Annotated in this window: 22 protein-coding genes; 14 read left to right on the top strand and 8 right to left on the bottom strand. The window is 63.5% G+C overall.

What is annotated here, in order from left to right:
- The first annotated feature begins 342 nt into the window (after window positions 1-342).
- Window positions 343-1,128: a DUF2066 domain-containing protein gene (locus RX331_RS32690; RefSeq protein WP_317253702.1), complete on the top strand. Its 786-nt coding sequence runs from the start codon at window positions 343-345 to the stop codon at window positions 1,126-1,128.
- 48 nt (window positions 1,129-1,176) lie between these two features.
- On the opposite strand, the gene RX331_RS32685 is transcribed toward RX331_RS32690, so the two are convergent.
- The 3 genes from RX331_RS32685 to RX331_RS32675 are packed head-to-tail and all read right to left on the bottom strand — an operon-like array spanning window position 1,177 to window position 4,012.
- A complete protein-coding gene (locus RX331_RS32685) occupies window positions 1,177-2,124 on the bottom strand; it encodes a TRAP transporter substrate-binding protein (RefSeq protein WP_317253701.1) in 948 nt (315 codons plus the stop codon).
- 42 nt (window positions 2,125-2,166) lie between these two features.
- Window positions 2,167-3,474, bottom strand: coding sequence for a TRAP transporter large permease subunit (locus tag RX331_RS32680; protein ID WP_317253700.1), 1,308 nt, complete (start codon window positions 3,472-3,474; stop codon window positions 2,167-2,169).
- 1 nt (window position 3,475) lies between these two features.
- Window positions 3,476-4,012 (bottom strand): TRAP transporter small permease, encoded by a 537-nt coding sequence (locus tag RX331_RS32675; RefSeq protein WP_317258293.1) that lies wholly within the window; start codon window positions 4,010-4,012, stop codon window positions 3,476-3,478.
- Window positions 4,013-4,225: 213 nt separating this feature from the next.
- Between RX331_RS32675 and RX331_RS32670 the strand changes: the two genes are divergently transcribed.
- From RX331_RS32670 to RX331_RS32645, 6 genes are read left to right on the top strand one after another with little or no spacing between them, the layout of a single operon-like run.
- Window positions 4,226-5,404 (top strand): ROK family transcriptional regulator, encoded by a 1,179-nt coding sequence (locus RX331_RS32670; RefSeq protein WP_317253699.1) that lies wholly within the window; start codon window positions 4,226-4,228, stop codon window positions 5,402-5,404.
- 59 nt (window positions 5,405-5,463) lie between these two features.
- Window positions 5,464-6,750: an ABC transporter substrate-binding protein gene (locus RX331_RS32665; RefSeq protein ID WP_317253698.1), complete on the top strand. Its 1,287-nt coding sequence runs from the start codon at window positions 5,464-5,466 to the stop codon at window positions 6,748-6,750.
- Window positions 6,747-7,676, top strand: a complete 930-nt coding sequence (locus tag RX331_RS32660) for a sugar ABC transporter permease (RefSeq protein ID WP_317253697.1) — start codon at window positions 6,747-6,749, stop codon at window positions 7,674-7,676. The genes RX331_RS32665 and RX331_RS32660 overlap by 4 nt, the downstream gene beginning before the upstream one ends.
- Entirely contained in the window at window positions 7,669-8,526 is an 858-nt protein-coding gene (locus RX331_RS32655; RefSeq protein ID WP_317253696.1) for a carbohydrate ABC transporter permease, read from the top strand. The genes RX331_RS32660 and RX331_RS32655 overlap by 8 nt, the downstream gene beginning before the upstream one ends.
- Before the next feature lie 10 nt (window positions 8,527-8,536).
- Window positions 8,537-9,652, top strand: coding sequence for a sn-glycerol-3-phosphate ABC transporter ATP-binding protein UgpC (locus RX331_RS32650; RefSeq protein ID WP_317253695.1), 1,116 nt, complete (start codon window positions 8,537-8,539; stop codon window positions 9,650-9,652).
- Entirely contained in the window at window positions 9,649-10,413 is a 765-nt protein-coding gene (locus tag RX331_RS32645) for an SDR family oxidoreductase (RefSeq protein WP_317253694.1), read from the top strand. Before RX331_RS32650 ends, RX331_RS32645 begins: the two co-directional genes overlap by 4 nt.
- 16 nt (window positions 10,414-10,429) lie before the next feature.
- Here the strand turns inward: RX331_RS32645 and RX331_RS32640 are convergent, their stop codons facing one another.
- Window positions 10,430-11,401 (bottom strand): LysR family transcriptional regulator, encoded by a 972-nt coding sequence (locus tag RX331_RS32640; RefSeq protein ID WP_317253693.1) that lies wholly within the window; start codon window positions 11,399-11,401, stop codon window positions 10,430-10,432.
- A 148-nt stretch (window positions 11,402-11,549) separates the two neighbouring features.
- Between RX331_RS32640 and RX331_RS32635 the strand changes: the two genes are divergently transcribed.
- From RX331_RS32635 to cbbX, 7 genes are all read left to right on the top strand, one after another.
- A complete protein-coding gene (locus RX331_RS32635; protein WP_410708033.1) occupies window positions 11,550-12,599 on the top strand; it encodes a class 1 fructose-bisphosphatase in 1,050 nt (349 codons plus the stop codon).
- Entirely contained in the window at window positions 12,599-13,474 is an 876-nt protein-coding gene (locus RX331_RS32630; RefSeq protein ID WP_317253692.1) for a phosphoribulokinase, read from the top strand. Before RX331_RS32635 ends, RX331_RS32630 begins: the two co-directional genes overlap by 1 nt.
- Entirely contained in the window at window positions 13,471-15,501 is a 2,031-nt protein-coding gene (gene tkt, locus RX331_RS32625) for a transketolase (protein WP_317253691.1), read from the top strand. The genes RX331_RS32630 and tkt overlap by 4 nt, the downstream gene beginning before the upstream one ends.
- Window positions 15,502-15,522: 21 nt before the next feature.
- Complete coding sequence (fba, locus tag RX331_RS32620) at window positions 15,523-16,608, top strand: class II fructose-bisphosphate aldolase (RefSeq protein WP_317253690.1); 1,086 nt, start codon at window positions 15,523-15,525, stop codon at window positions 16,606-16,608.
- A 55-nt stretch (window positions 16,609-16,663) separates the two neighbouring features.
- Window positions 16,664-18,124, top strand: a complete 1,461-nt coding sequence (locus RX331_RS32615) for a form I ribulose bisphosphate carboxylase large subunit (protein ID WP_317253689.1) — start codon at window positions 16,664-16,666, stop codon at window positions 18,122-18,124.
- Between the two features lie 12 nt (window positions 18,125-18,136).
- Window positions 18,137-18,556 (top strand): ribulose bisphosphate carboxylase small subunit, encoded by a 420-nt coding sequence (locus RX331_RS32610; RefSeq protein WP_317253688.1) that lies wholly within the window; start codon window positions 18,137-18,139, stop codon window positions 18,554-18,556.
- A 118-nt stretch (window positions 18,557-18,674) separates the two neighbouring features.
- Entirely contained in the window at window positions 18,675-19,589 is a 915-nt protein-coding gene (cbbX, locus tag RX331_RS32605; protein WP_317253687.1) for a CbbX protein, read from the top strand.
- Window positions 19,590-19,622: 33 nt separating this feature from the next.
- Here the strand turns inward: cbbX and RX331_RS32600 are convergent, their stop codons facing one another.
- Genes RX331_RS32600 through RX331_RS32585 form a run of 4 tightly spaced genes read right to left on the bottom strand, consistent with a single transcriptional unit; the run spans window position 19,623 to window position 22,752 of the window.
- Window positions 19,623-20,150 carry a MarR family winged helix-turn-helix transcriptional regulator gene (locus RX331_RS32600; protein ID WP_317253686.1) on the bottom strand — a complete coding sequence of 176 codons (528 nt, stop codon included), beginning with the start codon at window positions 20,148-20,150 and terminating at the stop codon, window positions 19,623-19,625.
- Window positions 20,151-20,183: 33 nt separating this feature from the next.
- Window positions 20,184-20,918, bottom strand: a complete 735-nt coding sequence (locus RX331_RS32595) for an SDR family NAD(P)-dependent oxidoreductase (protein WP_317253685.1) — start codon at window positions 20,916-20,918, stop codon at window positions 20,184-20,186.
- A gap of 6 nt (window positions 20,919-20,924) precedes the next feature.
- Window positions 20,925-21,437 carry an aromatic-ring-hydroxylating dioxygenase subunit beta gene (locus RX331_RS32590; RefSeq protein ID WP_317253684.1) on the bottom strand — a complete coding sequence of 171 codons (513 nt, stop codon included), beginning with the start codon at window positions 21,435-21,437 and terminating at the stop codon, window positions 20,925-20,927.
- Window position 21,438: 1 nt separating this feature from the next.
- The gene (locus tag RX331_RS32585) at window positions 21,439-22,752 is read right to left on the bottom strand and encodes an aromatic ring-hydroxylating dioxygenase subunit alpha (RefSeq protein WP_317253683.1); all 1,314 of its coding nucleotides are present in this window, start codon (window positions 22,750-22,752) and stop codon (window positions 21,439-21,441) included.
- Between the last annotated feature and the right edge of the window lie 6 nt (window positions 22,753-22,758).

Below are 22,758 nucleotides of genomic sequence, written 5' to 3'. Positions count from 1 at the left end.
ATCGCATGCGGTCGATCCCGGTTGCGCAGCGTGCAGCCGGAAATGCATTCGGAACCGCCGGAGCGAAAGCTAGCTGATCACTGGGGCCGCGCGTGCAGCTTGGCCGCTCGCAACTTGACCGGTAGTCTCATTTTGCATGTTGCGGCGCGAAGGCGTTGCTCACGCGTTTGGGCGTCAAAGACTGTCTGTCGCAGTCGAAAGTTGCTTTTCCGCACAAACGAACCAATCCTCGAAGACAAGCAGCACTCTTGAACGGAGGCGGGTGTGGTTGATCTGCGAGCGGCGCGATACCGGCCTGTAATTGTTGGCCCTGATACGGGCCGCGCCATCGTTGGAATATTTGTGGCAGTCGTGCTGACCTGGTGCGCCAGCACCATGGCTGCGGCGGAAGACGATCTCTATCGCGCGAAGGTCACCGTGACGGGCCAGGGCGAGGCAAACCGCATGCTGGGCTTTGCCGCGTGTCTGGAAGACGTCCTCATCAAAGTGTCCGGTGCGCAGAAACTCAGCGGTGACCGGCGACTGGCAGCCTACAAATCGAAAGCAAAGAACTACGTCACCTCGTTCAGCTATCGCGACCAGTTTTTCGGCAAGCCCATTCGCGACGAGCAGGGCACCCGCGACCGCCCCTACGACCTGACGGTCGATTTTGAAGAAAGCAAGATCAACGAACTTCTCAAAACGATCGGCCTCAAGCCCTGGCTGTCACACCGTCCTCTGCTTGCTGTCTTTGTCGCGATGGAGCAGGGCCCGAGGAAATACGTTGTCACCTTGGATGGAACCCAGTCCGACCTGCAGCGCGACGCCTTGCTCGCTGCAGCTGACAGGCGCGGCATCTTTATCGTGCTGCCGGGCGCGGCGGCATTGGCGAAATCGAGCATCACCGGCGAAACGCTAGCGACGACTCCATCATCTGCGCTCGCGCCGATTGCGGCTCAGGAGGAGGCGGAGGCTGTTCTGACCGGGCGGCTGGTCTGGGACGACCGGCAACTCGGCTGGACCACGCAATGGCAGATGGAGTGGGCTGGCCGGACGCACCGTTGGCAGGTTCGTGGCGTCACATTCGATGAAGCCTTCCGACGCGGCATCGGCGGCGCGGCGCAGGTTTTTTCAGGCAATGGCGACTGAAAAAGCAGAACCCGGCAATTGAATGCCGGGTCCGCCAGGCAGCGAAGGCTACTTCTTGTAGGCGGCGATCACGGCTTCACCGTCGGCACCGGCCTTCTTGAGCCAGTCGGCGGTCAGTTGTTCGCCGATCTTCTCGAGGCCGGACTTCAAAGCGGGAGGCGGCGGCAGCACCTTCATCTTGTTGGCTTCGAGCTGCTCAAGATACCACTTGGCCTTTTCTTCGGCGAGCTTCCAGCCGCGTTCTTCCGCGACGGCTGCCGCCTTGACGATGGCTTCCTGGGTCGGCTTGTCGAGTGCGTCGAACGCCGCCTTGTTCACGAACGTCACGTTCTTCGGAATCCAGGCCTGCGTATCGTAGAAGTGCGTCATAGTTTCCCAGGACTTGCTGTCGTAGCCGGTGGAGCCCGAGGTCATGAAGGCATTCACGACGCCGGTCGCCAGCGCCTGCGGCAGTTCGGCGGCCTGGATGGTGACCGGCTGGGCGCCGACCAGTTCGGCGATGCGCGAGGTGCCGACATTATAGGCGCGCCACTTCAGGCCCTTCATGTCCTCGACGGTGTTGATGTCCTTCTTGGCATAGATCCCTTGCGGACCCCACGGCACCGCGAACAGGAGCATCAGGCCCTGCGAGGCGAGCTTCTTCTCGATCGCGGGTTTTGAGGCGAGCCACAGCTTCTTGGCCGCCGGATAGCTCGTCGCCAGGAACGGGATGACGTCGATGCCGAACATCGGGTCCTCGTTCTCGTGCAGCGAGATCAGGACTTCGCCGGCCTGCGCCTGCCCGGTTGCGACCGCGCGCTTGATCTCGGGCGCCTTGAACAGCGATGCCGCGGGATGCACCGTGATCTGCAGCTTGCCGGAGGTCGCATCGCCGACGTCCTTGGCGAACGCGATCAGGTTGACTGAATGCGGATTGTCCGCAGGATAAGCCGCCGGAAGATTCCATTTCGTCTGCGCCATCGCGGGCAGGGCGAAAGTCGCAACGCAGGCAGCCATCGCACACGTTTGCAAAAGCCTGAACATAAAAAACACCTCTCTCTAGCCAGGGAACGCCATCTGCGGCAGCACCATCACGATGGAAGGAAATACCGTGATGATGGCAACCGCGAGAACAAGCAAGAAGAAGAATGGCAGGGCCGCCTTGGCGACCGTATTGGAATCCTTGCCGCTCATGGTCTGCAGAACGAACAGGTTGAAGCCGACCGGCGGCGAGACCTCGGCCATCTCCACCACCAGCACCAGGAAAATGCCGAACCAGACCAGATCGAAGCCGGCCTGCTTGACCATCGGAATGACGATGGCGGTGGTCAGCACGATCATGGAGATGCCGTCGAGCGCGGTGCCGAGCACGATGTACATGATCGTGAGCGCGGCGATCAGCGCGTAGGGGCTGAGCTGCAGGCTGTTCACCCAGCTCGCCAGCGCCATCGGGATGCCGGTATAGGCCATTGACGTGCCCATGTAGGAAGCGCCCGCCAGGATCAGGAGGATCATGCAGTTGACCCTGGTCGCGCCCATCACACTCGCCCAGAACGATTCCCAGGTGAGCGCGCCCTGCCACCACGCGATCGCGAGCGAGCCGAGCACGCCCCATGCCGCGCATTCGGTCGCGGTCGCCCAGCCCATCAACAGCGACAGGAAGACGAAGACGATCAGCAGCAGGCAGGGAATGAGATTGAGCGACTCGGTGATGCGCTGGCGCAGGCTCATCGCCGGCTCCGCCGGGGGCGTCTGCTTCGGATTGGCGAGCGACCAGATCGCGATGTAGCCGGAGTAAAGCGCCATCACCAACAGGCCCGGCAGAAATCCGGCGAGGAACACCTGAATGATCGAGACGTTCGCCTGAACGGCGTAGACCACCATGGTGATCGACGGCGGGATCAGAATGCCGAGCGTACCGGCGCCCGCAAGCGAGCCGAGACTCAGGTCTTCATTGTAGCCGCGCTTCTTCAGTTCGGGCAGCGCGATCTTGGCAACCGTGGCGCAGGTCGCGGCCGACGAGCCCGACACCGAGCCGAACACGCCGCAGGCCAGCACGTTGACGTGCATGAGCCGGCCCGGGAGCCAGTTCAGCCAGGGCGCAAATCCGCGGAACATTTCCTCTGACAGCCGTGTGCGGAACAGGATCTCGCCCATCCAGATGAAGAGCGGCAGAGCCGCGAGCGACCATGACGCGCTGTTGCCCCACACCGTCGTCGCCAGCACGCTGCCCGCCGGGATATTGCCGCCGGCGAATTGCATGCCGGCCCAACCCGTCGCCATCAGCGCGACGGCGATCCAGACGCCGGCGCCGAGCAGCAGCGCGAGGAATCCGAGCAGGATGGCGGCGATGGAGAGCAGCTCCATGTCAGACCCCGCTCTGCACGGCGCGCTCGACCACTTCCTCGGCGCTCTGCGGTTTCGGCAGTTCGTAGCGCGGCGAAAAGCCGCGCAGGACGTGGATCAGCTCGTCGACAAAGGCGATGAAGAGGATCACGAGACCGCCGCTGTAGCCAAGCTGTGGAATCCACAGCGGCACCGCGATGACGCCTTGCGAGATGTCGGAAAATTTCCATGACTGCCAGGTCATGACCGCGGCATGCCAGGCGAAAAAGCCGATGAAGCCGGCGCCAACGATCAGCGCGACGATCTCGACATAATGCCTGACGTTGTCGCTGAGGCGGTCGATCAGCAGGCCGACGCGGATCATCTCGCCATGCTTGAAGGTGTGGGCGAGCCCGAGGAAGGCGGTCGCCGCCATGCACCAGGAGATGAAATCATCGCCGGCGGGAATATTGATGCCGAGCGGCCGGCCGCCCGACAGCAGCATCATCAGCACGAAGATGGCAATGAGGAAGAGACCGGCGAGATAGCCTGAGAAAAGGTAGAGTCGATCAAGAAACACGCGAAGCAAAGCCTATCCTCCTCCTGCACGCCGATCCCCGGAGGCAATAGACGTACCATTTCCGGCATCCATTCTCTTTCGGAAAAGACCGGCCGACACAAGCCCGCCGAAAGTGGATGAAGGGCAGGGGCGCTTGCGGCGGTCGCAGAAGCGCCTTGACAGCCGAAATGTTTCGCGCGCACATTCTTACACTAAGTAAGGATGACGACAGGGATGGAAATGTCGGAGCAGCCGAGAAGTCGGCGGCAGACGCGCGCGGCCATTCTGGGGCATCTGCTTCAGTCCGGCGGCATGTTTCGGCCGCCGCTGGCCAAGGCGGTGCGCCTGTCCGAGGCGAGCCTGTCCCGCATCCTGTTTGATCTGAAGGCAGAGGGCCTGATCGAGGAAGTGAGGCGGCCCGCGCCTTACGTCGGCGGCCCGACAGGCCTGGTGTCCCTCGATAATTCTGTCGCGCTCGCGGCCATAGAGCTGACCGCTCAGCGGCTGAGTGTCGGCGTCGGCGGGCTCTCGGGCGAACTGCATTATACCGAACGCCTGCCGCTGCCGAAAACGCCGACCGTCGAGTCCGTCGGCCGGGTGTTTCACGACGCGCTGCAATTGCTGCAGGACTGGACGCGGCGACGGCGCGTCCGCCTCTCGCAGATCGGCATTGCGATCCCCGGCCTTGGCCGGTCGAGCGTATCAGACAATCCGATCATTCCCTGTGACGTCAGGCTGACACGCGGCGTGCTCGGCGAGATGTTTGCGGGCGTGCCGGTTGAATTCACCAATTCGGTCGTGGCGCATGCAACGTTTCACCGCTGTCGCACGGAGGATTATCCGTTTACCGGGACGCATCTGTTCGTCTTTGTCGGCCAGGGCGTTGCCGGTGCGTGGATGGAAGACCCGATCGAGGCCGATGCCTTGCTGCCGGTCGAACTCGGCCACATGGTGTTCGGCGAGGGAGGTCCGAGGTGCCGCTGCGGCCATCAAGGCTGTGTCGAGGCCTATACATCGCTGCCGGCATTGGCGGAGCTTCTTGGTGTGCCCGAGCCGGAGCTGCTGCATCTCGGTGCCGAGTGGGTGAATGCCATCCCGATCTCGTCGCGCGTGCGGCAGGAGCTGCGGCGCCGGCTGTTCCGGCTTGGCCTTGCGATCGGCAATACGTTGAACGTGAAGCCTTGCCCAGCTGTCGCCATCAGTGGCTGGCCGTCGCTTCTCGCGGAAGAAGATCGAAAGGCCCTGGTCGAAGGGATCGATGCCTGTCTGCTGGGCGGGCGCAAGTTCGCCGGCGTGTCGCTGGCTTTCGTGCCGCCTTCGAACGGCAATGATCCGAATGCCGCGCTGGCCTTTGCCGCCTTTTGTCTGGCGTGTCGCGGCGGCATGCCGGCCGCTTCGGTGGAGGCGGCCTGAGATGCCATGAGCCGCGCGGTCAGCCGCGCCGAGAAGATTCATACCGGGAGGAACATGCTATGCCGATCTCCATCACAAGGCGTCGTCTGCTCGCTGGGTCCGCTGCCACGCTCGCACTGCCGGCGTTCGCCCGCGCGCAAGGCGCGGTCAAGCCGCGCCTGACGGCTATCTCGCAATGGTCCGCCGGCAGCGATGGCGCGGCGATCACGGCGCTCGGCAAGAAATTCGAGGAGAAGGGCGGGATTTGGCAGCACTCGCCCGTCCCCGGGTTCACCACCGAGATGATGAACAAGCTGCGGGCGCAGATCATTGCCGGCGATCCGCCGGCCTGTTCGCAGCTCAAGGGCCCGGAGATTGCGGCTTGGTCGAAGATTGCTCCGACCGTCAATCTCGATGCCCTTGTTGCCGCCGCCGGCTATGAAAAGGTTGTTGCCCCGGACCTTGCGAAACTGCACAAGCCGGGCGGCAGGTGGATTTCGCTGCCGTTGCAGATCTACAGCACCAACATGCTGTTTCTCTCCAAACGCGCGATGGACAAGGCCAAGGCCGACAAGGTGCCCGTCACCTGGGCTGACTTCAACGATCTTGCCGAAAAGATGAAAGCAGGCGGCGTCACATATCCCGTCGCCAACGGCGGCACCCGCCCCGATGACGGGCAGAAATTCGAGGCCTCTCTCGCCGGCATCAGTCCAGCTGCATACCGAGCGGCCATCATGAATCTCGACAAGAAGGCCCTGGAGGGCCCCGAGGTCAAAGCCGCCTTCGCCCAGGTGCGCAAGATCGCCGACTGGATGGATCCCAATGTCGGCGCCCAGCCCTATGCCACCAACCTGAAGCGCTTCATCGACGGCGACATGGGCATGATGATCATGGGCGGGTGGGCCCAGGGCGTGTTGCGCAATGCCGGTTTCAAGTTCGAGGACTTCATCATCGCCCCGGGCCCCAGCGACAATGGCAAGCCGGTCTTCCTCCTGAATGCCGATGCCTTCATCTTCTGGCAGCGCAAGGAGCCCGATCTGCAGGCCGGTCAGACGCTGATGGCCCAGCTCGTCATGGATCCGGCGATCCAGACCATGTATTCGCAGATCACGGGATCGATCCCCGTGCGCACCGACGTCGATCTCTCCGGTGACGGCTGGTCGGACGGTCAACGGCGAACCGCAGCCGCGCTCAAGGACGCTGTCGCCAACAACCAGGCCGTGCTCAGCCTCGCGCACAACATGGCGCAGGAAAACGGCCTGACCGCCGCGATGATCGACGTGCTCACCGAATACGTGAAGAACAAGGCGATCAAGCCGGAGCAGGCGGTGACCCGTCTTGCCGAGGCCGTCGAGGGCGCGCGTTGACCGACACCGTCGCCACGGCACCGCGAACAGGGCGGCCGACAACACCCGATTGGGTGGGGCGGCTGCCCGAAGTCCTGACGATCTGGGTGCCGCTGCTCTTGTCCTCCGCGCATCTCGTTTCGTTTTCGCTATGGACGATCTGGATTTCGTTCACGCCATCCACGCTTGTTCCGGTCGCGGGCTGGGTGGGTTTGCGCAACTACACGGCCGTCCTGGCGACCCGGAACTGGAACATCGCCTTCGACAATCTGCTGCTGTTTGGCAGCGCTTTCGTGCTGCTGAGTCTGATGACCGGCCTCATGCTTGCGATCCTGCTCGACCAGCGCATTCGCGGCGAAAACATGCTGCGCTCCATCTTCCTCTATCCCCTCGCGGTGTCGTTCGTCGTCACCGGCACGGTCTGGAGCTGGCTGCTCAATCCCGGCCTCGGAATCCAGAAGCTCGTCGGTGACCTCGGCTGGACTTCCTTCCGGTTCGACTGGCTGGTCGACCGCGACATGGCAATCTGGACAATTGTGATCGCCGCGATCTGGCAATCGTCCGGCTTCGCCATGGCGCTCTTCCTGGCAGGCCTCCGGTCCGTCGATGCCGACCTCATCAAGGCTGCGCAGATCGACGGCGCCGGGCCAGTTCGAATGTACCGGCGCGTCATTTTGCCGACGCTTTGGCCGATCACCATCACCGTCATCGTCATCCAGCTGCAGTTCGCCATTTCGACCTTCGACCTCGTCCGCGCGCTCACCAACGGCGGCCCCGGAATCGCGACCCAGCTGCCGGCGCTCGTCGTCTACGACCTGATGTTCCAGCGCGGCCTGCTCGGCCGTGGTGCGGCGGCGGCCGTGCTCATGTTGCTGATCCTTCTCGCGGTGCTGCTGCCGTATGCGGCGTGGCGATATCTCCAGCGACGGCGAGCCAGCCATGCGTGATCGATCTTTCGCGCCTGGCCGCGTGCTGATCTATCTCGTCGTTTCGCTGGTCGCGGCGGCGTGGCTCGTGCCGCTGATCGTCGTCGTGCTGAACTCGCTGCGCAGCAACGAGGAGATCGCGCAGACCTCGATGATCGGCTGGCCGCAGCACTGGGCTTTTGGCAACTACCTCACCGCCTGGTCCGACTTCTGCGTTGCGCAGACCTGCGCTGGTATCCGTCCCTACATGCTGAACTCCGCGCTCGTCACCATTCCCGCGACGATCTTCTCCACCCTGCTTGGTGCAGTCGCCGGTTACGCGGTTTCGCTCTGGCGCTTTCGCGGCGATAGCTGGATCTATGGCATCGTCACGCTCGGCATCTTCCTGCCGCAGCAGATGCGTCTGCTGCCCTGGACCATCGTGCTGCGCGATACCGACCTGATGAACACGCTGACGGGCCTGGTGCTGATCCACACGATCCAGGGGCTCTCCTTTACCGTCTTGTTCTGGCGAAACTACTACGTTGCCATCCCGCAGGAGCTGATAAAGGCCGCGCGCGTCGATGGAGCGGGATTCTTTCGGATTTTCTGGCGCATCATTCTGCCGCTCTCGCCGCCCATCCTGATCGTCACCGTGATCTGGCAGTTCACGCACATCTGGAACGAGTTCCTCTACGGCGTGACTTTCACGACCGGCCAACAGCAGCCGGTCACCGCGGCGCTGATCGCGCTTTCCGCCGCGGTCGCCGATATCCCGCATCACGGCGTGCAGAGCGCCGCGGTGATGATCGCGGCGCTGCCCACGCTGCTGATCTATCTGATCGGCGGCAAGTACTTCGTACGCGGGCTTACCGCCGGCGCCGTGAAATGAAGGGGAAGTCATGGCAGCGTTGAGCATTCGTACTCTGTCGAAGCGTTACGCTAATCTGGAGGTGCTGAAGGGGATCAACCTCGACATCGAGAGCGGCGAGTTCACCGTGCTGGTCGGTCCGTCCGGTTGCGGCAAGTCCACCCTGCTCAACATTGTTGCCGGGCTCGATCGTCCGAGCTCCGGCACCATTGAAATCGGCGGTCGCGTCGTCAATGACGTTCCGCCAAAGGACCGCGACATCGCCATGGTGTTCCAGTCCTACGCGCTCTATCCGTCGATGACGGTGCGCCAGAACATCACGTTCGGTATGGAATGCCGCCACGTGCCGAAGGCGGAGCAGGAGAAGGCGCTGGCGAACGTCGCGCGGCTATTGCAGATCGAGCCGCTGCTTGGCCGCAAGCCGTCGCAGCTCTCCGGCGGCCAGCGCCAGCGGGTGGCGATGGGCCGCGCACTGGTGCGCGATCCCTTGCTGTTCCTGTTCGACGAGCCGCTGTCCAATCTCGACGCCAAGCTGCGGGTGGAGATGCGGATGGAGATCAAGCGGCTGCACCAGCGCATCGGCGCCACCATCGTCTATGTCACCCACGACCAGATCGAGGCGATGACCATGGCAACGCGGATCGCCGTCATGCATCAGGGCGAGGTGCAGCAATTCGCCGACCCCGATACCGTGTACCGCTATCCGGCCAATCTGTTCGTCGCGCGCTTCATGGGCTCGCCGCCGATGAACACGATGCCGGCAAGGCTCGAGGCCGAGAACGGCGGCGCGGCGGTCGTGATCGGCGCGGGTCGGCCGGATGAGGTCCGCCTGCGCCTGCAGGGATATGATGCGGCAGCTTCCTTTGTCGGCCGCGAGGTGGTGCTCGGCATCAGGCCGGAATGCATCGCCGAGGGCAGCCGCGCCTTTTCCGGCGCGTCTGGCGCGCCGATCGTCGTCGATGCGCCAGTCGAGATGGTCGAGCCCACCGGCGCCGAGACCATCGTGTTGCTGCGGCTTGGCGGCGAGGCCGCGCTGGCTCGCATTTCGCCTGATGTCCGGCCCGCACCGGGCTCGGTCGCGCCGTTCGCGCTCGATACGCGCCGCATCTGCCTGTTCGATCCTGCCACGGAGCGTCTTATCGCATGACCCACACAAGTTACGCCGGCCTCGCTGATCGCACTGTACTGATCACCGGAGGTGCCAGCGGCATCGGTGCTGCCTTCGTGCGCGCCTTCGCGACCCAAGGTGCGCGTGTCGCCTTTCTCGACATCGATGCCGATACGGGCGAAGCGCTGGTGCGCGAGTTGGCAGGCGCTTCCGGCCCGGCGCCGCTGTTCGTTTCGTGCGATCTCCTCGATATCGACGCCTTGCGCGCCGCGATAACCAAGGTGCATGCCGCGCTGGGCGACGCTGCGGTGCTGGTGAACAATGCCGCCAACGACCAGCGTCATGTTCTTTCCGAGGTGACGCCGGAAGAATTCGACTGGACGATCGGCGTCAACCTCAAGCACGTCTTCTTCGCGGCGCAGGCGGTGGTACCGCAGATGCGGGCGCGCGGCGGCGGCTCGATCATCAACATGTCGTCGGTCGCATGGATCCGCGGCGCGCCGGCGCTGCCGACCTATGCTGCGGCGAAGGCGGCGATTGTCGGCTTCACCAACTCGCTGGCCCGCCTGGTCGGACCCGACCGCATTCGCGTCAACGCCATCGCGCCGGGCATGGTGATCACGGAACGCCAGCGCCGGCTCTGGTTTCCGGACGAGCAGCAGATCGCCGAGTTTCGCACGCGGCAGGCGATTCCGGATGCGGTGACGCCCGACGACATCGCACGCGTGGCGCTGTTCCTGGCGTCCGACGAGAGTCAGCGCATTACGCGCCAGTGTTTTCAAGTCGACGGAGGGCTCTAACGGCGAGGCCTCGTGGTTAGCCGCGCCTCGACCGCACCGACGAGCGGGTGAGGCGGATCCGTCGATGCGTGCGCGGCAAAAACTGCTTGCCCTTGGCGCTGAGGAAATCGAGCATCGCCTGCGCCGGCGGCAGCAGCACCTTGTCCTTGCGCGCGAGCGCGAACCACTGCCGCACGATCGGCAAACCATCGACGTCAAGGGTCACGAGGCGCCGTTCGTCGAGCTCGGTCGCGACCGTGTGCGCTGAGATGAAGGCGATGCCGAGCCCCGCGATCACTGCCTGCTTGATGGTCTCGTTGCTGCTCATGGCGAGGCCGATCCTGGGGCGGATGCCGGACTTCTCGAACAACTGCTCCATCAGCCCGCGCGTTCCCGATCCCGGCTCGCGCGTCAGGAAGGTCTCGCCGGCGAGCTCGCGCGGCGCGATGCGGGAGTTCCGCGCCAGCCGATGCGCGGTCGGCGCGATGATGACGTGGGGATGATCGCCGATCAGGTGGACATTCATGTCGATGTCGGCGGGCGGACGGCCCATGATCGCGAAGTCGAGGTCGTAGCCGCGCAGCGCTTCGCCGACTTCCTGCCGGTTGCCGATCGAGAGGGTGATTTCGACATTCGGATAGAGTTTTGAGAATCCGGAGATCATGAACGGCACAAAATATTTTGCCGTGGAGACCGCGCCGATCGAGATGCGGCCCGCGGTTTTTCCTGCCATCATCTCCAGCGTGGTCCCACAGTCGGTGATCGCGGCCTCGATCCGTTCGGCGAGCGCCAATACCTCGCGCCCGGCATCCGTCAGCAGCATGCCGTCGCCGGTGCGCTGGATCAGCGGCAATCCTGCGACCGCCTGCAGGTTGCGGAGCTGCAGCGTCACGGCGGGTTGCGTCAAATAGAGCTGCTTCGATGCTGCAGTCACCGAGCGATGCTTCTGCACCGCGGCCAGCGCGCGCAATTGACGGATGGTCACTTCCCGCAACAACCGGCCGGCCAAGGTCTGCCTCCAATTATAACAAAAACTTTGTGAAGGCCAAAGATAACAAAATTTCCCTAATTCGGCAAATTGCGTTTCCCTAAGAACGCGGATCGCCAAATCAGGCGGACGCTTCGACAGCGCCGACAGAGCGCGCCGGGAGAGGGCCATGGACGAACGCGTGACGCTGCGTTCACATCTCGATCGATCCGTTGTGCAGACCATGCACGGCGCCGCGGTCGGTGCGGTGATCGAGGCCGTTGCCCTTGCCGCGATCGAGCTTGCTGCACTGATTGCCGATGGACCGCTCGTCGATATCACCGGGCAGGACGGCGGTATCAATACCGACGGCGACCGGCAGAAGGACATCGACATCGTCGCCGACGACCTGATGCGGCGCGCGCTGCGCGATGCGCCGGTGGCGGCAGTTCTTTCCGAGGAAGCGGCACTGCCGGAGACCTTGCGGCCGGAGGCGAGCCTCTGCGTTGCGATCGATCCGCTCGACGGATCGGCCAATCTCGAAAACAACATCTCGATGGGCACCATCTTTTCGATCCGCCCGCGGGGCAACGACATCCTTTCCACGTTCTTCGAGCCCGGAACGGCGCAGTGCGCGGCGGGCTTCGTCGTCTACGGTCCGCAGACCACGCTCGTTCTCGCGCTGAACACGCGCGTCGACATCTTCATTCTCGACCGCCGCGTGGGCGAGTTCTTGCTGATCCGGCAGGCGGTGCAGATCGCGCGCGACACTCCGGAGTTTGCCATCAACGCATCCAACCGCCGGCACTGGCATGGCCCGGTTCGCGCCTACATCGACGAATGTCTCGCCGGCACCAATGGCGGCGGCGAGGTGGATTTCAACATGCGCTGGATCGGCTCGCTGGTGGCGGAATCGCTGCGCATCCTGGCGCGCGGAGGCGTGTTCCTTTATCCGGCCGACGCCCGCCCCAGCTATCGCGAAGGGCGAATTCGTCTGCTCTACGAAGCGCACCCGATGGCGCTGATCATGGAATGGGCCGGCGGCGCGGCCTCCACCGGGCGGCGGCGAATCCTGGAAGTGGCGGCAAAAACGCCGCACCAGCGAGTGCCGCTGATCATGGGGTCCGTGCGGGGTGTACGCGATATCGCTGCTCTCCACGAGCGGGTCGAGCCGATGTTCGACAATAGCACGGCGCCGCTGTTTGCGCGGCGCGGCCTGTTCCGTGACGGGGCATTGTGATGTCACGGGCTCATCCCATCATATCGATCACAGGCTCGTCGGGCGCCGGCACGACGTCGGTGAAGAAGACCTTCGAGCAGATCTTCCGCCGTGAGAAGGTGGTTGCCGCCTACATCGAGGGCGACGCCTTCCATCGCTACAATCGTTTCGAGATGCGAAACAAGATGCGGGAGGAGGCCGAGCGCGGCAACAAGCATTTCAGCCATTTCAGCCCCGAGACAAACCTGTTCGAGGAGCTCGAAAGGGTGTTTCGCGATTACGGCGAATCCGGCACCGGAACGACGCGTCATTACGTTCACGATGACGAAGAGGCGAAGCTGTACGGCGCCAAGCCGGGCACATTCACCGAATGGGAGCAACTGCCCGAAGGCTCCGACCTGCTGTTCTATGAGGGACTGCACGGCGCCGTCGTGACCGACAAGGTCAACGTGGCGCAGCATGCCGATCTCAAGATCGGTGTCGTTCCCGTGATCAATCTGGAATGGATCCAGAAGCTGCATCGCGATCGTCGCGACCGCGGTTATAGCCAGGAGGCGGTGACCGATACGATTCTGCGTCGGATGCCAGATTACGTGAACTACATCTGCCCGCAGTTCGCGGAGACCGACATCAACTTCCAGCGCGTGCCGACCGTCGATACGTCGAACCCGTTCATCGCGCGCTGGATCCCGACGCCGGATGAATCGATGGTGGTGATCCGTCTCAAGAATCCGCGCGGCATCGATTTTCCCTACCTGCTGTCGATGATCCCGCACAGCTTCATGTCGCGCGCCAACTCGATCGTGATTCATGGGGCGAAGCTCGACCTGGCGATGCAGCTCATCCTCACACCGCTGATCCTGCAACTGATGGAACGCAAGAGGCGCACGATATGAACGCTCCCGTCCTGTCCCGCACAGCCGTCCGTTCCGACGCCTCGCACGCCGAGATGGCCAATGCCATCCGTTTTCTGGCGATCGACGCGGTCGAGAAGGCCAAGTCCGGCCATCCGGGCATGCCGATGGGCATGGCTGATGTCGCGACCGTGCTGTTTTCGCGCTTCCTCAAGTTCGATCCGTCAGACCCGGCATGGCCGGACCGCGACCGTTTCGTATTGTCGGCCGGCCATGGCTCGATGCTGCTGTATGCGCTGCTGCATCTCACAGGCTATGAGGGCATGACGCTGGATGAGCTCAAGGCCTTCAGGCAGTGGGGGTCGAAGACGCCAGGACATCCCGAGTATGGCCATACGGCCGGCGTCGAAACGACCACGGGACCGCTAGGGCAGGGCATTGCCACTGCCGTCGGCATGGCGCTGGCCGAGCGGCTGATGAACGCCCGCTTCGGCGACGATTGCGTCGATCATTTTACATACGTGATCGCCGGAGACGGCTGCCTGATGGAAGGAATCAGCCACGAGGCGATTTCGCTGGCCGGGCATCTCCGGCTCAATCGCCTGATCGTGCTGCTCGACGACAACGAAATCTCGATCGACGGTGCGACGTCACTATCCTGTTCGGATGACCAGCTCGCACGGTTCAAGGCGGCGGGATGGGCGGCGTGCCGGATCGATGGCCACAATCCCGAAGCCATCGCGGCCGCGATCGAGCGGGCGCGCAACAGTGACCGCCCTTCGCTGATCGCATGCCGCACCATCATCGGTTTCGGCGCACCGAATCGGCAGGGAACGGAGAAAGTTCATGGCGCGCCGCTGGGGGCCGAGGAAGCCGGCAAGACACGGGCTGCGTTGAACTGGCCGTATGCGCCGTTCGAGGTTCCGCAAACCGTCCTCGCGCAGTGGCGTGAGTCCGGCCGCCGCGGGCATGCCGCCCGCCGCAACTGGATCGAACGGACCAGACTTCTGGGTTCGGACTCCCGCTCACCGTTTCACGATGCGCTGAATCGCAACCTGCCGTGCAGCTATGTACGGGCAATGACACGACTGCGCGAGGACTTCGCGACCGAGCGGCCGCACATTGCCACCAGGCAGGCGTCGCAGCGCGTCATCGATGTCATCGCTGAGGCGCTGCCCAATCTGCTCGGCGGCTCGGCGGATCTGACACATTCGAACCTGACCCGGGCCAGGACCCAGCAGCCGGTGCAGGCAAGCTCGTTCGAGGGCAGCTACATCCACTACGGCGTCCGCGAGCATGCCATGGCGGCGGCGATGAATGGCATTGCGCTGCATGGTGGGTTCATCCCCTACGGCGGCACGTTCCTCAGCTTCGCCGACTACAGCCGTCCGGCGATCCGGCTGGCGGCGTTGATGAAGGTTCGCGTGATCCATGTGATGACGCATGATTCCATCGGGCTCGGCGAGGATGGCCCCACCCATCAGCCGGTCGAGCACCTGGCATCGCTGCGGGCGATCCCCAATCTGCTGGTGTTCCGGCCCGCCGACGCCATCGAGACGGCGGAGGCATGGGACTGCGCGCTACAGGCACAGGCCAATCCATCGGTGCTGTGCCTGTCGCGGCAGGCGCTACCCGCTTTCCGCAACAGCGGCCATGACAATCTCGTTGCCCGCGGCGCCTATGTCGTCGTGGAGGCGGCGCTTGGACGGGATGTCACGCTGATCGCGACCGGATCCGAAGTCTCGATCGCCATCGAAGCGGCGAAAGCGCTCGCGACGGACGGCGTCCGCGCCGCCGTCGTGTCGGCGCCGTGCTTCGAGCTGTTTCGCCGGCAGTCGCCCGCGTACCGGGCGGAGGTCCTCGGCGACGTCCCGCGAATTGGGGTCGAAGCCGCGGTCGAGGGCGACTGGGCGCGGTGGCTCGGCGACGCCGGCGAATTTGTCGGCATGACCGGCTTCGGCGCATCCGCGCCCGCGGAAACGCTCTATCGCGAGTTCGGCATCACCGCGAACGCTGTCGCAATAGCCGCCCTGCGCTGCATCGCGCGATCAAGAATGGCGGCAGCTTAGCAGAAGGAAACGGAGACTCCGATGGCGCGAATTACCTTGAGACAATTGCTGGATCACGCCGCCGAACACGGCTACGGCGTGCCGGCATTCAACATCAACAACATGGAACAGGGCCTTGCGATCATGGAGGCGGCGACGGTCACCGACGCGCCTGTCATCCTGCAGGCCTCGCGCGGCGCGCGTTCCTATGCGGGCGACCTCATGCTGGCGAAGATGATCGATGCGCTGGAAGAGATGTATCCGCAGATCCCGCTCTGCCTGCATCAGGATCACGGCAACGAGGAATCGACCTGCGCCACCGCCCTGCAGCACGGATTTACTTCCGTGATGATGGACGGCTCGCTTAAGGCCGATGCCAAGACCGCCGCGAGTTACGAATATAACGTCGACATCACGCGCCGCGTTGTCGACATCGCGCACTGGATCGGCGCCTCGGTCGAAGGCGAACTCAGCGTGCTCGGGTCGCTGGAGCGTGGCGGCGGTGAGCAGGAGGACGGCCATGGCGTAGAGGGCGAGGTCAGCCACGATCAGCTACTGACCGATCCGGACCAGGCGGTCGATTTCGTTCGTGCCACCAAGGTCGATGCGCTGGCGATTGCGATGGGCACGTCGCATGGTGCCTATAAATTCTCGCGCAAGCCAGACGGCGACATTCTCGCCATGCGCGTGGTCGAGGAGATCCATCAGCGGCTGCCCAATACGCATCTGGTGATGCATGGCTCATCCTCGGTGCCGCAGCCGCTGCAGGACGCCTTCAACGCGTTCGGCGGCGAGATGCCGCAGACCTGGGGCGTGCCGGTCGAGGAAATCGTGCGCGGCATCAGGCATGGCGTCCGCAAGATCAATATCGACACCGATTGCCGGCTGGCGATGACCGCGGCGTTCCGCAAGGTCGCCACCCAAAGCAGGAGCGAGATCGATCCGCGCAAATTCCTGAAACCGGCGATGGACGGCTTGCGCGATCTTTGCCGCGAGCGCTTCGAGCAATTCGGCACCGCGGGACATGCGTCGCACATCAAGGTCGTGCCACTAGCCGAGATGGCACGACGCTACCGCTCCGGCGCGCTCGATCCGAGAATCGGAGGAATTGCCGATGCCGCGGAATGAGCTGATGACACGTCCAATCGCGACCAGTCGCCGCACAACAGCCGAGGAGGCCAACATGAACATGCACTCGATGACCGTCCGCGGCAAGGAACGCTACAAGTCCGGTGTTCTCGAATACAAGAAAATGGGCTATTGGGAGCCGGATTATGTGCCCAAGGATACCGACGTCATCGCGTTGTTCCGCGTCACGCCGCAGGACGGGGTCGATCCGGTCGAGGCATCGGCCGCGGTCGCCGGCGAATCCTCGACGGCAACCTGGACCGTGGTGTGGACCGACCGTCTGACGGCGGCGGAGAAATACCGCGCCAAATGTTTTCGCGTCGATCCGGTGCCGAATTCGCCGGGGCAGTATTTTGCCTATATCGCCTACGACCTCGACCTGTTCGAGCCTGGATCGATCGCCAATTTGTCGGCCTCGATCATCGGCAACGTGTTCGGCTTCAAGCCGCTGAAGGCATTGCGGCTCGAGGACATGCGCCTGCCGGTGGCCTACGTGAAGACGTTCCAGGGGCCGGCGACGGGTATCGTCGTCGAACGCGAGCGCATGGACAAGTTCGGCCGGCCGCTGCTTGGGGCCACGGTGAAGCCGAAGCTCGGCCTGTCCGGCCGCAACTATGGGCGTGTGGTGTATGAGGCGCTGAAGGGCGGGCTCGACTTCACCAAGGACGACGAGAACATCAACTCGCAGCCGTTCATGCATTGGCGCGAACGCTTCCTGTTCTGCATGGAGGCGGTCAACAAGGCGCAGGCAGCGACCGGCGAGATCAAGGGCACCTATCTCAACGTCACCGCCGGCACCATGGAGGACATGTACGAGCGCGCGGAGTTCGCCAAGGAGCTCGGCTCGGTCATCATCATGATCGACCTGGTGATCGGTTACACCGCGATCCAGTCGATGGCAAAATGGGCGCGCCGCAATGATATGATCCTGCATCTGCACCGGGCAGGGCACTCCACCTACACGCGGCAGCGCAGCCACGGCGTCTCGTTCCGGGTGATCGCGAAATGGATGCGGCTTGCGGGGGTCGATCATATCCATGCCGGCACCGTGGTCGGCAAGCTGGAAGGCGATCCGGCGACCACGCGCGGCTACTACGACATCTGCCGCGAAGATTATAACCCGGCGCGGCTGGAGCACGGCGTGTTCTTTGACCAGCACTGGGCCAGCCTCAACCGGCTGATGCCGGTCGCCTCTGGCGGCATTCACGCCGGGCAGATGCATCAGCTGCTCGATCATCTCGGCGAGGACGTGATCCTGCAGTTCGGCGGCGGCACCATCGGCCATCCCATGGGCATCCAGGCCGGCGCGACCGCCAACCGCGTGGCGCTGGAGGCGATGATTCTCGCGCGCAACGAGGGCCGCGACTATCTGCACGAGGGGCCCGAGATTCTCGCCAAGGCCGCGGAGACCTGCACGCCGCTGAAATCGGCGCTCGAGGTCTGGAAGAACGTCACCTTCAACTACGAATCGACGGACATGCCCGACTATGTCCCGACGCCCAGCGTCGCAATGTGAGGAGCCAAAATCATGCGCGTTACCCAAGGCTGCTTCTCGTTCCTGCCTGATCTCACCGACGAGCAGATCACCCGACAGGTCCAGTACTGCCTGAACAATGGCTGGGCGGTGAACATCGAATTCACCGACGATCCGCATCCCCGCAACAATTTCTGGGAAATGTGGGGATTGCCAATGTTCGATCTGCGCGACGCCGCCGGCGTGATGATGGAGCTGGAGCAATGCCGCAAGGTCTATGGTGATCGCTACATCCGCCTGTCAGCGTTCGATTCCAGTCACGGCTGGGAATCAGTGCGGCTATCCTTCATCGTCAACCGGCCGAAGGACGAGCCCGGCTTCCAGCTCGAACGGCATGAAATGGCCGGCCGAAACATCCGCTACACGACCAGATCATACGCCGCCGACCGTCCGGAGGGCCGGCGCTACGGCTAGCACGTTTACCCGGTCCGACAGACGAGTTCTCCCGATCGTGCCTTTCGTCTGCCGGAAGCACTGCTCCGTCGCTGTGAAAGCGGCGACGGAGTTTTTTTAACACGCCGAGGTTTGCCGGATGGACCTGGATATCGCCGACATGACGGATACGGTCAACCTTCGCGAGGAGTTAGAGGCCGTCGGCATCGAGGACGTCCTCACACAGCTCGACCGCGAACTGATCGGGCTGATGCCCGTCAAGACCCGCATTCGCGAGATCGCATCGCTGCTGCTGATCGAACGTATCCGCAGGCGCATGAACCTGACCACGGAGGTGCCGACATTGCACATGTCGTTCACCGGCAATCCCGGCACCGGCAAGACCACGGTGGCGCTGCGCATCGCGAGCATTCTCCATAAACTAGGTTTCGTACGCCGCGGCCACGTCGTATCGGTCACCCGCGACGAGCTGGTCGGGCAGTATATCGGCCACACCGCGCCCAAGACCAAGGAGGTGCTGAAGAAGGCGATGGGCGGCGTGCTGTTCATCGACGAGGCCTATTATCTTTACCGGCCGGACAATGAGCGCGACTACGGCCAGGAGGCGATCGAGATCCTGCTGCAGGTAATGGAATCCCAGCGCGAGGACCTGGTGGTGATCCTCGCCGGCTATGGCGACCGGATGGACAAGTTCTTCGCCAGCAACCCCGGCTTCCGCTCCCGCATCGCCCATCACATCGATTTTCCGGATTATTCCGAGCCGGAACTGCTTGCCATTGCCGAATTGATGCTGCGTGACATGAACTACAAATTCACCGCCGACGCGCGTCAGGCGTTCATCCGCTATATTGCGCTGCGCAAGACCCAGCCGCTGTTCTCTAACGCACGCTCGATCCGCAACGCACTCGACCGCATGCGGCTGCGCCAGGCCAATCGCCTGGTCGCCGATCTCGACCGCGTGCTGGCTGCCGACGACATCATGTCGCTGGAGGCATCGGACGTGCTCGCCAGCCGGGTCTTCCGGAAAGACGAGTCGCGGCCTGGCCCTGCGTGAAGCTGATTCCGCGTTATCGGACCAGCCTGTGTGTCAGGTATGCTTGTCGAGGCGGCGCTTGAGCAGGGTCAGGTGCTGCAGCAGATCCGACTGCGCGGCAGGTGACAATTCGCCGATCAACGCAATCACCCACTCCTCGTGACGCCGCGCCATGCGGCCGAATTCCCTGGCGCCTTCCGACGACAGGCGCAGGCGGAAGGTGCGGCGATCCTCCGAATCGACCTCGCGATGGATCATGCCGTCGGCTTCGAGCTTCTGCACGAGCGCGGTGATAGCTCCGTTGGAGACCATCAGCAGTTCGGAGACCTCGGACATGGTCGCGCCGGCGGGCCGGCGCGCGAGCTGCGCCAGCAGGTCGAACCGGGCAAGGGTGGTGTTGAATTCCTTGCGCAGCCGGGCGTTCAGCGCCTTCTCGATTCTGGTGGCGCAGGACAGCAGCCGGAGCCAGATGCGCAGTTCGAGATGCGCACCGTCGGATTCATGGGCCGGCTCGGCGGGGAGCGGCGGCTGCACGCGCGTGCCCTTCGCGGATCTGGCCTTGCGTTTGACTGTGGCATCCATGGCGGACATCTCGCGTCGCTGGAAGGAAATTGGCTAGATGGATATTGATCCGATGCTGGCGCCGCCGCAGACATACAGCGTCTGTCCGGTGATGAAGTCGGCATCCGGTGAACTGAAGAACGCGACCGCGCGGGCCACGTCGGACGATTTGCCGAGCCGGCCGAGCGGAATCGATTGTGCCAGCTTCTTCGCACGTTCGGATTCCGGCGACATCACGCTCTCGAACATCTCGGTATCTCCGATCGGACCGGGCGCGACGACATTGACGGTGATCCCAAAGGGGGCGAGTTCCAGCGCCCAGGTGCGCGCCATGCCGATGATGCCGGCCTTGGTAGCGGAATAGACGGTGCGCGTGGCGGCCCCCAGCGCGGCGCGAGAAGACAGGAGTACGATGCGGCCGAAGCGGGCCATCTTCATGCTCGGCAGCGCCGCCTGCGCCAGCGCAATCCCCGCCCCAAAATGCAGTTGCGCCAATGCGCCGACATCCTCGTCAGCAACCTCTTCCAGCAGCTTCGCGCGGATCGCGCCGGCATTATGCACGACATGGGTAATCGCCACGTTCGCCGCGATTTCCGACGCCACCTGCCGCGTCGCCGCCGCATCGAGCAGATCGACTTCGTGCGATATGAATCTTGGATGGCTCCAGTCGGGTTTGCGCCGTGACAGCGAGATCACGTAGTAGCCGTCGGCCAGGAAGCTGCGGGCGATCGCAGCACCAATGCCGGTATTGCCGCCGCTGACGATCGCCGTGTAGGGAAGCGCGGGCATCGTACCTCACATGAAGAGCTGGATGTTGCCGAAGGCCGCATCGCAATTGATCAGGTCGACGCGCTTGAGCTTGATTCGCAGCCTGCCGTTTTCGACGCGGAGGTGATGCGTGGCCCAGGCCGCATAGAGCGTCTGCTCGTCGAGGCGGGTCTCGACATAATGCATCGGGGTCCAGGTGACGTAGCTGTTCGCGGCCGCGTCGCGCGAATCCACCTGCGGGGTCTGCAGCACGTGGTGGCAGCGGCTCTTCGGCTTCTGGCTGAAGGTGCGCGCGCCCTTCAGGCGCTCGACCCGGATCGAGAGCAGCAGCTTGTCCTCGTACATGAGGGAGCAGGTCAGCCGCGGATCGGTCTGATTCCACTCCAGCGGCATCCAGTAGAAGGCGTCGTCGGCGTAGAGATCGAGCCATTCGTCGAAACGCTGCTGATCGATCAGGCGCGCCTCGCGGACGACGAAATCGATCAATTCCTGGTCGGTCGGGACTGCGTTCTTGAGGGGGGCTTCAGCGAGCATGGTCATGTCACATCCCCATCGTCATGAACTTGCTCCACGCGCGGAACTGATGACGCATCGGCCATTCGCTGGTGCCATTGACCGCCACGTTGGTCTGCCCGGCTTCGTCGGGACTATAGAGGCGCTGCAGGTTGACCCATTCATTGCCGTTCGAATGCAGGCCTTCCTGCGCGCGTTCGTACATTTCGAGATCGTCGTGGCCGACGATCGAGGTCGGCGCGTTGATCAGCCGGTTGTACATCAGCGTGCGCTCCAGCAGCATGTCGGGCGCATCGACGAGCTGGAACGTCCAGGATTCCACCAGCGTCTTGTTGGCCGCGATCGGCTTGAAATGCCTGAGCAGCTGGATCGGGCCCTTGATCATGATGTTGGGGAAATAGACGGTGTTGTGCCGGTTTTCCCCTAAGATCGCCTTGGCGCGCTCCTCGCCATAGGCCGCCGTCATTTTCTCGAAGTAGCCGGGGATCGCCGAATAGTCGGAATGGATCGAGTGGTGCACGCCGGTGTGGCCGTGGCCATTGTCCCAGATCCGGATCCCCATGTTCTCGAAGAACTCGTACGGGCTCATGAAGGGCGCGATGATCTCGACCGCCATCGGCTTCTTGGTGCCGGGCGGGGCCTTCTTCCAGACCTCGACGACGGTGCCGGCTGAGGATTCGTGCGCGACCATAGGATGGCAGGTGTCGGTCTGGTTTTCGACCAGCATCTTCCAATTGCAATTGTGCATGTAGCGCAGCACGCCGCCGGCGACCTTGAGCTGGCCGACCGGCGAACGGTCGATCATGTTGTCGAAGCTCGACAGGCTCTCGCCGAAGAATTCCTCAAAGCCGAGCCCGCCGTCATTGATCTTGGCGAACACGAAGCCGCGGTAGTTTTTGACATGGCGCACCGGCGTCATGCCGGACGCGGCGTGGCTCTGCTCGAAGCCGGTGTTCTCATAGCCCTTCTTCAAGGGGATCGCGAGCAGCGAGCCGTCGGTCTTGAAGCTCCAGGCATGGTAGGGGCAGCGGAAGAATTTTCCGGTGTTGCCGCAGGTCTCGGAGGTGATGCGCGTCCCCTTGTGGGGGCAGCGGTTGTGCAGCACCTTCACCGTGCCGTCGGTGTGGCGGACGAGCAGCACCGGCTGCGTGCCGATCGTTGTGCCGAAATAGTCGCCGGCATTGGGGACCTGGCTGTCGTGGCCGACATAGACCCAGCTGTTCGGGAACATATGCTCCATCTCGAGCTGGAACACTTCATCGCTGACATAGACGTCGCGGTGAACCTCCTGGTCGCGGACCAGGGCGCGAACGGCCGCGGCGTTGCCGGCATATCGGGTCATGCGTTC

The sequence above is a fragment of the Bradyrhizobium sp. BWA-3-5 genome (assembly GCF_032917985.1).
Taxonomy (GTDB): domain Bacteria; phylum Pseudomonadota; class Alphaproteobacteria; order Rhizobiales; family Xanthobacteraceae; genus Bradyrhizobium.
Note: the sequence above shows the minus strand (reverse complement) of the source record. Positions and strands in the feature narration are given on the sequence as shown.